Source organism: Enterococcus italicus, from assembly GCF_023743875.1.
GTDB lineage: Bacteria > Bacillota > Bacilli > Lactobacillales > Enterococcaceae > Enterococcus_G > Enterococcus_G italicus.
This window is the reverse complement of the sequence record NZ_JAMRVB010000001.1, coordinates 1501505-1512494: the sequence shown is the minus strand read 5'-3', so window position 1 is coordinate 1512494 and position 10990 is coordinate 1501505. Positions and strand designations below refer to the sequence as shown.

13 protein-coding genes are annotated in these 10990 nt (G+C 39.0%); 1 reads left to right on the top strand and 12 read right to left on the bottom strand.

Translation table 11 applies throughout. From position 1 onward, the window contains the following. Nucleotides 1–84 precede the first annotated feature (84 nt). On the bottom strand, nt 85–1242 hold the full coding sequence (locus NE257_RS07395) for an MFS transporter (RefSeq protein ID WP_251886457.1): 1158 nt from the start codon (nt 1240–1242) through the stop codon (nt 85–87). A 175-nt stretch (nt 1243–1417) separates the two neighbouring features. Continuing rightward, nucleotides 1418–1822: a DUF4809 family protein gene (locus tag NE257_RS07390; RefSeq protein ID WP_251886132.1), complete on the bottom strand. Its 405-nt coding sequence runs from the start codon at nt 1820–1822 to the stop codon at nt 1418–1420. A 144-nt stretch (nt 1823–1966) separates the two neighbouring features. On the opposite strand from NE257_RS07390, the gene NE257_RS07385 reads away from it, so the two are divergent. After that, complete coding sequence (locus NE257_RS07385) at nt 1967–2353, top strand: hypothetical protein (protein ID WP_251851940.1); 387 nt, start codon at nt 1967–1969, stop codon at nt 2351–2353. Between the two features lie 106 nt (nt 2354–2459). Here the strand turns inward: NE257_RS07385 and NE257_RS07380 are convergent, their stop codons facing one another. The 10 genes from NE257_RS07380 to NE257_RS07340 all read right to left on the bottom strand — a co-directional run bounded on the left by NE257_RS07380 (nt 2460) and on the right by NE257_RS07340 (nt 10945). Further along, on the bottom strand, nt 2460–2936 hold the full coding sequence (locus tag NE257_RS07380) for an S-ribosylhomocysteine lyase (RefSeq protein ID WP_007207725.1): 477 nt from the start codon (nt 2934–2936) through the stop codon (nt 2460–2462). A 55-nt stretch (nt 2937–2991) separates the two neighbouring features. Continuing rightward, nucleotides 2992–3309, bottom strand: a complete 318-nt coding sequence (locus tag NE257_RS07375; RefSeq protein WP_251851938.1) for a hypothetical protein — start codon at nt 3307–3309, stop codon at nt 2992–2994. A gap of 12 nt (nt 3310–3321) precedes the next feature. After that, nucleotides 3322–4845, bottom strand: a complete 1524-nt coding sequence (locus tag NE257_RS07370; RefSeq protein WP_251886131.1) for an ABC-F family ATP-binding cassette domain-containing protein — start codon at nt 4843–4845, stop codon at nt 3322–3324. Nucleotides 4846–5029: 184 nt separating this feature from the next. After that, complete coding sequence (locus NE257_RS07365) at nt 5030–5551, bottom strand: methyl-accepting chemotaxis protein (RefSeq protein WP_251886130.1); 522 nt, start codon at nt 5549–5551, stop codon at nt 5030–5032. A gap of 181 nt (nt 5552–5732) precedes the next feature. Beyond that, nucleotides 5733–5861, bottom strand: a complete 129-nt coding sequence (locus NE257_RS11625) for a hypothetical protein (RefSeq protein ID WP_276532310.1) — start codon at nt 5859–5861, stop codon at nt 5733–5735. Between the two features lie 395 nt (nt 5862–6256). Continuing rightward, nucleotides 6257–8311, bottom strand: coding sequence for a methyl-accepting chemotaxis protein (locus NE257_RS07360; RefSeq protein WP_251886129.1), 2055 nt, complete (start codon nt 8309–8311; stop codon nt 6257–6259). An 88-nt stretch (nt 8312–8399) separates the two neighbouring features. Next, nucleotides 8400–8774 carry a flagellar export chaperone FliS gene (gene fliS / locus NE257_RS07355; RefSeq protein ID WP_251886128.1) on the bottom strand — a complete coding sequence of 125 codons (375 nt, stop codon included), beginning with the start codon at nt 8772–8774 and terminating at the stop codon, nt 8400–8402. 10 nt (nt 8775–8784) lie between these two features. Continuing rightward, entirely contained in the window at nt 8785–9120 is a 336-nt protein-coding gene (locus NE257_RS07350) for a hypothetical protein (protein WP_251886127.1), read from the bottom strand. Nucleotides 9121–9136: 16 nt separating this feature from the next. After that, nucleotides 9137–10549, bottom strand: a complete 1413-nt coding sequence (gene fliD, locus NE257_RS07345; protein ID WP_251886126.1) for a flagellar filament capping protein FliD — start codon at nt 10547–10549, stop codon at nt 9137–9139. Nucleotides 10550–10555: 6 nt separating this feature from the next. Then, nucleotides 10556–10945, bottom strand: a complete 390-nt coding sequence (locus NE257_RS07340; protein WP_251886125.1) for a flagellar protein FlaG — start codon at nt 10943–10945, stop codon at nt 10556–10558. Nucleotides 10946–10990: the final 45 nt, after the last annotated feature.

Here is a 10990-nt window from a genome sequence, read left to right as displayed (position 1 = left end):
AACTTCCAGATGCTCTGGTCTTCTTGTAGCTGAACAAGTCTGTCTCAGCCTCTTTTCATATGGATCGACGGTGTGCTGCTCTTACTAGTTATTCGCAGGTTTTCTTTTTAATCGTAAGGAAACAAGACCCGTCACAAACAAAATTACCCCCGCGATATAATAAGGTGATACTGGATTTACATCAAATAACGCACCCGCTACGATTGGCCCAAGAATGTTTCCGACACTCGTAAACGTCGAATTCAACCCATTCACGACTCCTTGATTGTCACCCGCATTGTGTGACAAGTAAGACGTCACGGCCGGACGAAACAAATCGAACGCCAAAAAGACTACAAATGTCGACAAAATCACGAGCCAATGTTGCGTAGTCAGTGAAATAACGATGATAAAGATCGCGCTAATAAAGAATGTCCACTGAATCAAACGAATCTCGCCAATCGCTTCCACAATCCGATGAAAGAAAAAGAGCTGGGCGACTAAAGCAAAACTACCACTAAACATAATAATCAACGATATATCCGTCGTAGTGAACCCGAAATTCCAACTCGCCATAATGCTATAAATAGACTCAAACGCTTGTAACCCAAACGAAGAAATCAAAATGACGACGAAAAAGCCCAAGAACAACGGATGAAACAACACATTCAAAATTCCTTGCTCACCTTTTGCTTGTTCTTCCATCGTCCGTTCTACTTGTTCGTCTTTTGGTACTTCCTTCAAAAAGACCAACGTCACGACAAAACCTAAAAAAGCTACTACACCAGCAGCGAAAAACGGCACCCGAGTCCCAAAAACCGCCAACAAGCCACCAATCCCAGGACCAATAATAAATCCACCACTAATCGCAGCCGACACATACCCCATCGCCTTCGAACGCTCTCTTAATGTAGTCAAGTCCGCCACATACGCTGTAACAGAAGGCATAATGCACGCCGCCGAAGCCCCGCCAATCAAACGCGAAACATAAAACCAAGACACCGATTGTGCCCATCCAAATAAAAACTCTGAGATAGAAAACAAACACAGGCCTAAGACAATCATCGGCTTTCTTCCCCATCTATCCGAAGCACGACCAGCAAATGGCGAAACGACCAACTGAGCAAACGCAAAAATTGCCACCATTAACCCCATTGTCGTCCCACTTAACTGCATCTCTGCTTTTAACAGTGGCAAGACCGGTATCACCAGCCCCACACCTAGAAAGACCAAAAATAAATTCGCATACGCTAATAAAAGCATTTTTTGTTTCAAGCAATCCCTCCTACTCTTACTTTATTTGATTAAAATCCATACTCATTCAGTTTACAAAAAAAAAGACGAAAGTCAATCAAGCGCTGACCTCGTCGTTAGGTGCTTAACTATTCTTTTTGATAGAAATGAATGTTTTATCCTAATAAACCTATACCTTACTACGCTAATCCATTGTCTCCAACCGAAAACAAATCTCATGAATGCCAAAAAAATCATCCAGTATTCGGCTTGCTGCTAAGAAGACTTGTTCTGCTTTTTGTTGCTGATCTTTGATAAACAATGTACCTTGATTGCCTTTTATTTGATAGCCGCCAAACTCTTCTTGTAACGCTACCGTTGTCGTTCCTTTTGAAAATTGGATATACTCGTCATCAAAATCCATCACTAACTTTTGGCAAAATCCTTCCACCATCGCAACTTCTTTTACTAATGAGAGCGTATCTAGTTGATCTAATGAGCGCTCGAAGTCCTTATACTTTAGCGCATAGGTCGTACACTTCACCGTGGCGCACGCATTGCATCCCCCATCCACAAAATCATAACTGCTCTCAATCACCACTTCATTCATCACTGTTCCTCCTCGTTTCTTCATGTGATAAAGATAACATGATTCCTATGAAATGACTAGCTTCTCCTGAAACTGTGTTGCATTGCGAAAAAATATGATAGAATACTTGTATCTTGCAATCTATACCCCAAAGGAGCGAGTTTCTTGTCTAAAAATAAACGCCCTATTCTTATTATTGCCAGTTTAGCGACCCTTTTTATCCTATCGCCTTCAATCGTACAGGCTGATACATTCCTGGAAGTGGCTTCAATCACTGAGATTGGCAAAAATCTTATGTCTATATTTGCCATTAATTATGAGTTAATATTTGGTATTGGTAGCTTTTTAAACGGTATCTTGTTTTTACTCATCGCTTGGGCTCTTCCTGCATCGAAGGATTCGCAAGTAACTGAAAATGAAACAATTAGCTTAAAAAAACGCCAACAAATCCATCAATCCTCTAGATTTGTTTGGAAAAAGATTTTCGTATTAATCGGCCTAATCTTTTTATTAATCGGCATCTTATTGCTTTCCGTTTCAGCCTTAATGTAGCCTGACGCATATTCCAAACAAAAGACCAGAAAATCCCAAAGTTTGAAAAATAACTTTGGATTTTCTGGTCTTTTTGCTTGTAGCTGAACAAATCTGTCGCGTTCGTTTATTTCACCACGTGGCGTTCAAATGGATCATCGCTAATCCCTTGTTCCAACACCAATTTGGCATATTCTTTTGCAGTAAACAGCGAGTGATCGCGGTAATTTCCGCAACTTTCAATGGATACTCCCTGGACGTCTTCCCATTTCGTCTCGTTTGCAATGACTGTTAGGACATCTGTCAGTACCTTGGCTACTTCAGTCGCACTATGAGAACCCCAAGTAATCAAATGGAAGCCCGTACGGCAACCAAAAGGTGAAACATCAATAATACCGTCTAAGCGATCGCGCATTAAATCGGCAAATAAGTGTTCCAATGTATGCATACCGCTAGTTGGCATTTCTTTTTCATTTGGTTGGAGCAAGCGCAAATCAAAGTTTGCAATTACATCTCCTTTAGGTCCCTTTTCTTCCGCAATCAAGCGAACATATGGTGCTTTTACTTTTGTATGGTCCAGTGTAAAGCTTTCAACTTCTGCCATGTTACCTGCCTCCTCTTTCTACTATCGCCAGTGTAGTTCACCTTGGATTTGTTTGTCAATCAGAGTCCACCGATTGATTCGAAAAATCGTACGCAAAGCCATCAAATGTCTCACCATCGTAATACTTCAATAAATCCTCAACCGATAATAACGACGAGGTCATCTCCTCTGGCTTCTCTTCAGCAATGGGGTGGCTTTCCAAATATTCCTGATAGGCCTCCAGTAGTTGCCGATACATCTGTGCCTTTGATTGCCCTTCTCCGGTCAAAAAAGGCAGCTCTCGAATAAATCCTCGGTAGCAAATCACCCCGTCAATCCATTCAATTGGTAACTCAACCACATTGAGGTTACGAGCAGCAAATTGCTCTTCCATAGCACACGCTCCTTACTTGCCAATATCAATAATCCGTTCCACAAAGTCTTCGTAAAATTCTTGCTCATGGGAAACAACAATGACCGTTCCTGGATAGTTGGCGAGACTCTCTCGCAAGCTTTCTTTTGTTTCATGGTCAATGTGATTCGTTGGCTCATCCAAAATCAAAAAATTGCCTGGTGTCATCGTCATCTCTGCTAGTTTTACTTTGGTCTGTTCACCCCCACTTAATAGTTGAAGTGGTTCTTGTGCCAATTGATTGACCAATCCCGCTTGTGACAAATGACGGCGTAATTCTTTGACTGATGCTTTTGGAAAGGCTCGGCCTAAATATTGTAACGGCGTCTCAAGTGGCGACTCCCAACTTAATTCTTGTGAGAAGTAATTCACCTTGGTATTCGCTGGAAATTGAAACGTACCCGCTAAGGCTGGTATTTCGCCAATCAGTGTTTTTAACAAGGTCGATTTTCCAATGCCATTAAAGCCTCGAATCGCAATCGTCTCGCCATAGCGAATGGTTAGTTGGATTGGCTCAAGCAACGGACGTTCATAGCCAATCACTAGTTGATCCGTCGTTAGCGCCAAGGTACTAACAATCGGCTGATACGGAAAATGAAACTGTGGCTTTGGTGCATCAGACGGCGGCGTCAAGCGCTCGACTTTTGCCAGTTGCTTTTCCCGACTTTTCGCCATAGTCGAGCGAGAACCCGCTTTGTATTTGCGTATGTAGGCTTCTGTTTTAGCAATTTGTTTTTTTTGCGACTCGTATTGGCGCAAATATGTCTCACGATTGGCTTCCTTTTGCTTTAAAGCTTTGGTTAAATTGCCGGTATATTTCGTCAACTTGCCAAATTCAATGTCCGCAATGTGGGTCGTGATTGCATCCAAAAATGCACGATCATGGGAAATAACCAAAAATGTGCCGGTAAATTCTTGTAAAAAATTCGTCAGCCACAGCACATGGGTGTCATCTAAATGGTTTGTCGGTTCATCCAATACTAGCATATCTGACTTCTCTAAAAGTAACTTCGCTAAAATAACTTTAGAGCGTTGGCCACCACTCAATTGACCAAGTGGGCTATCTAAGCCTAGCACTTGCAGCCCTAAGCCACTCGCCATCTCTTGAATCAACGTATCCATTTGATAAAACGTGCCTTGATCCAATTGCGTTTGCAAACGACCAGCCTTTTCTAGCAGCCGATCATCCATTGATTCGGCATAATCGGTATAGCATTGTGTAATTTCCGCTTCAATGGCCAATTCTTTTTGGAAAGCCGTTTTCAAAAATTCAAAAATGGTCAGCTGTTCGTCCACTTCTACGTATTGATCCAAATAGCCCAGATGACAATTTTTCGGCATACTGACTTGCCCTTCATCAGGTATCAATTCGCCTGTAATAATTTTAATTAACGTCGATTTACCGGCCCCATTTTGACCAATCAACCCCACCTTTTCACCTTTATTAATTTGTAAATCCAATGATTCATATAATATCTTATCCCCAAATTGTTGGGTGATATTTGTTAAACTTAACATACTAACTCCTTACACCATCTATTTATAGTAGAAAAACGCTCCAGACTTTGACATCCACAGCGTTTGCTCATTCATGTTTGATTTTATCGCACTGATTACAAGTAGTATTAGTCTAGCATTGTCTATAAAAAATGTCTAGTTTGTACATTCTATATTCGCGATAAGAGTTTTTCAGCTATTAGCTTTATATAGAACTCGCTAACTCCTTCATCATTTCTGCTGCCGAGTTAAGTTCTTCCATTGAAGCTAAAACCTCCTCAGTAGCTGCCGACTGACTATTTAATGATAATAGTGATGAATTTAATTGATCTGAAAAATGATCAACTGATTGTCGAATATCCCCTAGAACCGTTTCGATTTCGCTAACAGATGCTGCCGTCGTGCCACTTAAATTACGGATTTCCTTCGAAATAACTTCAAATCCTTTAGAATGACTGCCTGCATGGGCAGCCGTAATGGCAGCATTAACACCCAACATATTAATCTTCTTAGAAACTTCTTTAACAAAAACAATCACTTTTTCAATTTCTTTCATCCTATCATCTGTAATTTTTGCCGTTTCAGCAATCTCTTGAGTGGTTTCATTCAAAAATTGTGAAGCATTGGCAATTTCATCAATCGCTTTAGTTGATTGAACTAATGAATCCGCCAATGTCGCCGCTTTTTCCAAAAGTTCATACTTATGATGTAAGCTCTTGCCGACCACCAGGACCCCTATGACTTAACTATTCTCCTTAATTGGAAAAGAGTAGGAGTAAAATGCTATTCCGTAGACCTCAGCTGAAACTTCTTGAATCATTACTCTACCTGTAGTCAAAGTCTTGTGGACTGTGCCCCACCTTGTGGGACAGCCTGACCGGTCTTAGCGTTTAGTGGAAGCCCTTCGCTTACCCGCACATCAATAATGTTTTCGTATCTGCTAATGCCATTGACACATCTTCTTGAAAAAGCATGGGAATAATCTCAAGAAATTCTTGATAGTAAGCTAATTTTTCATTCGACACTGGTTTCTCCATTTTTTTACACCTCATTATTATGATATATATTCTGCATCGGCTATTCTGTTTATTATTTAATGCTCTGTTATATATTACAGCATCTTAAAAAAAATAGATTTTCAATGATACTCGAATCACCAAGAAGTCTGGAGGTCTTTATGTCTAAAATAAACGAATTGTTCTTGTCCAAGAGCGCTCAAAAATTCTTCACTAGAAGAAAATCTGTGACCATCAAGTTAGGATTAAGAAGAAACATGATTCTGACTCCTTGCTGGTTTAGCCGTCCTCATTCATCTTTGAACCTTGGCAATTCGTCTAAACTATCGATTTTAAGTTACAAAGATTCCTCTCATACCAAAAGACATTCATCACCCACCTACATAGGAGGGCGATGAATGTCTAAGTTCGATAGACTAATTCTGTACTTTAAATCGATCTGCCAAATCTTTAAGCGTATGGGCAATCGTTTGTAAATCTTCCACATGATTGGTGAATTCTTCCATTGTTGCTAACACTTCTTCTGCATTTGCAGAAACTTCTTGTGTTCCAGCCGCATTTTCCTCTGTTGAAGCCGAAATATTTTCTAAACTTTCTAAAATAGTATTTTGAATAGCCACAATACGAGCAATAGCTTCTTCAAACTCTGAAATTCTTTTAATCATATAATTACTTCTCGAGAATACTTCTTTAGTTGAAGCAATCGCCTCATCTATTAACTTCGTTTGCTTCTCACCCGAATTAACTGAATCTGACGTTTGTGACACCATTTGACTTGACTGCTTTTGAATTTCTTCAATTATTGTTTCAATTTCTTTTGTAGAATCCTTGCTCTGTTCAGCTAGCTTGCGAATTTCTGAAGCAACAACCGCAAAACCCTTTCCTGATTCGCCAGCACTAGCAGCTTCAATCGATGCATTTAACGCTAACAGATTGGTTTGATAAGAAATATCATTGATAACATGGATAATCTTGTTAATATTTTGAACATTGCCATTCATTGATTCCATATTTTCCATCAAATTTTCCATTTGATTAATCACACCTGACCAATTCTCAGCTACTTGTCCCATCATTTCTAAGTTTTCTTGATTGAATTTGGTTGATTCGTTAGATTTATCATTCATTTCATCAATATTACTCTTTAGATTACTCAATACTTCTGATAAGTTTTGTAATTGTGTCACACTTTGTTCAGTGTCTTGTGCCTGGGTACCTGTAACATCTGCAATACCAGCAATGGTCTCCGAAACTTCTTCTGTCGCTAAGCTAGTTTGTTTAGACAACTCAACCAATGATTCTGACATCGTTGCGACATTCTTGCTTTCCTTTTGAACGTTTCCAATTAGTTTGCTCATATTTACAATCATTTCATTAAAGTAATACGTCATACGTTGAAATTCATGGCCATCTTTCTTAGGCTGAGTAACAGAATGAGTAACCCAGGATTTCAGACCTTTTGTTTGTTCTTTTGGCTCTTTAATTAGACTTAATTTGCCTTTTGCAATATCTTCAAATTTTTGATTAAATACAAAAATGGTTTCACGCGTTACCCAAACAATTCCAATTGCTAAAAAGGTTACAAAAATTGTAACTATAATTGAGACCACACCTGAAATCTCCCATAATGCCCGTGACTCCGTAGATAAGTCGTCTTTCTCCACTGATGCAATAACCCATGTCGCACTTGTTTTAGACACTTTATCATAAGCAGTTTCACTCACTTTATTGTCATCTTTCAAACGAACAGAGCCCTTCACAGCATCCGCAGCTTTAATTTTTTTAAATAATTCTGATCCACTAATGTCTTTGCCAACCTGTGATTCATCTTTCGCGCTGATAACAATACCATCGTCTGAAATTAATGATGCCTTTCCAGTTCGTCCAATATTTAGAGCTTGTATAGCTTTGTTCACATCGTCATAAGAAACATTTATACCGATAACCATATCATGCCCACCAATAGTAATCTGTTTTGTTGCAGTCACGACAAATTTATTTGTTCTCGCATTTCGATAAGGTTGAGTCCAACTAATTTCCCCTTTATTTTTCATCCCCAATTTATACCACGGCCGTGTTCTAGGATCATAATCAGAACCTAGTTCGCCGTCGGAAGAAGAATTAGAAAAATAAATATATGAACCATCGTCTACCCCAATGAATAGATCAGGAACATTGGTATCACCTTTAAAGGCAATATTAACCGTTTGTTTAGCTGCTGCGGCATCCCAAGTACTTCGTTGAAATACTTCCGCACTCAAGAGACTTTCCAGACGGTCTTCAGTATCATCAACTATATTTTGTTTTTCCTGAATAATCAGATTTAAAGCACTCTCTTTACTCATATCATTTCGTTGAATTAAGAGATTTTTAGTAGAAAAATATGAACTCACTACTGTAACAATGATCGGTATAATTCCAATTGCTAATAATAAAATAAAAATCGATTTGCCTATGCTCTTCTGTTTCATGCTTTGTCTCCATTCGTTTCAATTTATTTAACTTCTATATTTTCAACAGACATAGAAAAAAGGTTAGCGTTGGCTAACTTTTTTTGTCCTACTGTTGAACCATTATGGTTTGCCAAGTTTCCAATAATTCCATCAAAAGTTTTTGTGCCTCTTGAATACTTTTTGATTCCTTATTAATATTCGCCGTCACTAACTTTTGATAAATGAATTCATACAATGCCTCTAAATCGTTCGTCAATTCGGGATTGACCTCTGGATTAAGTGATTGTTGAAGTTCACTAACAATCTTTTGCGCCTTAATCAAATGTGTATGTATCGCTAAAACATCCTGCTTCTCCACTGCCATTTCAGCCAATTTGGTTTGTTTAATGGCATTTTCAAACAAAAGTTCAATCAATCGATTGGGCGAAGCACTAAGAATTTGATTTGCTAGATAATTTGCTTGAGCATTCTGGTAGTTCATACATTTCTCCTTATAAATCAAGGTCAATAAAACTAGCAGATTCTTCCCGTTGCACATAGGAATGAACAATACTTGCTGATTTTTGAACTTGCTGTATTTCTTGTAATGCTTCTTTTTTTTGTCGATCAATCTGCTTAATCAATTGCTGATAGCTAGTCACTATATCGATAACTATTTGTGGATTCTGAGAATTACAATCCGAAATTTCTTTTGCGGAAAGCTGACTCAATTTCTCATGTGTTGTAACTAATAGTTGTTCGATATGATCTAAAGAACCCTCGCAGCTACGCAACATCTCACGTAACTGGTATAATCCTTGATTATCATATACTTGCTCTGCTGACATTATTTATTCACCTCGATTAACCATTAGAAGATGCTTGGGTGGTAAAGTAACTCAATTGTGATTCAGCTTCCATCATAGCTTGGTCAAGACGTGTGAACATATCAACATAGCGGTCACGTTTCATAGTCAAAATTTCATCAAACCGAGTAATTTGTTTGTTTAGGTCTTTAATTGCCAAGTCAAAAGTTGCTGCCTTCGTAGCTATAATACCTTTATTTGCCGTTGTATCTACTAGATACCCATCAACTAACTTCTTTAGGACCGCGGTATAGCCATTAGTTTCCGAAACATTGCTAGTCGAAGCAATGGTCGACTTCGCTCCATCGGTCTGATAGAAGAAGTTTTTGACCGCGTTCCCGTCTTCCGATAAGGCTTTTTTCAACTTGTCTTCATCCAAGCCTAGTGTACCATCTCGATCAATTAATGAGATACCTACATCATTGGCTTTCAAGGACGTTCCTGTCACTGCACTTGATGTAAATAAACTACTTAATCGCTCTTGCAAACTTCTTAAGGTACTATCTCCCTGTAATTTTCCTGTCGTATTTGACTCTTTACTGGGATCACCGACACTTAAATTGTCACTAATGAAGCTCATCGTACTATTATATTGTGAAACTAAGTCTTTGACAGCTTGAACCGTCTTATCCGTATCAGTAGTCACTTTGATAGTCGTCGAATCCGTACTCGCCTTCTTCAGGGTAAAAGTTACCCCTTCCACAACGTTAGACACTGAGTTACTATCACTTTTTAGTGCTAAACCATCTAATTCAAATTCAGCTTGTTGGCCTAAACTATAAGATGCCTTTTTCGTGCTAGAAATTCCCAGAGCATCCGCACTCTCTCCAGCAACAGTGATTGCATGTTCCCCAGTGGTACTTGAAGTTAACACTAAGCGGTTGTCTATAATTGATGCTGAAATAGCAGAGTTTTTCGTTTCCACATTAATCTTATCGGTTAGGCTTTTTAATGTATCGGTACTTTCAACAGTAAAAGTAAAAGTTTTGTCCTGACTGTTTGTTAATGAGAATGAGCCTGAAATTCCCAAAGCCGTCTTGCTACTATCACTAAGCTTATTTCCAATTAGCTTGGTAGTCGTCGCTAACTGTGTTATTTTGAGACTAAAATCATTTTCAGCGGCATCAGCAGTTGTCGTGATGGATGCAATTGACTCATCAGAATTGGTAACTTTTTTAGTTGCAAACGTCTCTGCTTTTTGTAGTTCTTCAACCTTACTTAATAAAGAGTTCAGTCGTGTCCGAACATCATTCCACGCCGTTTTTTGATCATTAATTGTAGTGATTTTATTTTGGGCCAACATTTTCTTTGTTGTATCAGCAGATAATAACTTCTCAATATCATCTGATGTGACACCCGAATAACTACCCAACGTCGTACTAATCCCTGAACTACTTGTTATACTTGCCATACACTCTCACCCCTTTCTATCTACAGCAATCCCCATATCATCCCAAATTTTACCAATAACATTTAGCATATTTTCCGGAGGGATTTCTTTGATGATATCGCCCGTTTGCATATCAACCAACCGAACCAACGTATAACCCGTCCGCTGATGAATACGAAATTGCATTTTCATATCTCGACCTAACAACTTTTGATTTAACTGTGCAATCGTCGCTTCCAGAGGGTCTTCTTTCTTGCCTAGCATTTTGAGCTCTTGCTCTTTATCTGCTGTATGCGACTCTTCCGAAGAGTTGTGCCCTTGATCTGTTGTCTGTTGCATCAGCTCTTTATGAACAACCCCTTCGACTGGTTGAGTGGCTGGCGTTGGTTGAATCGATGAAACTGGTTGAATAATCATACAAAATCCCTACTTCCTCAGAAACATTTATGTATGCAACAAAAA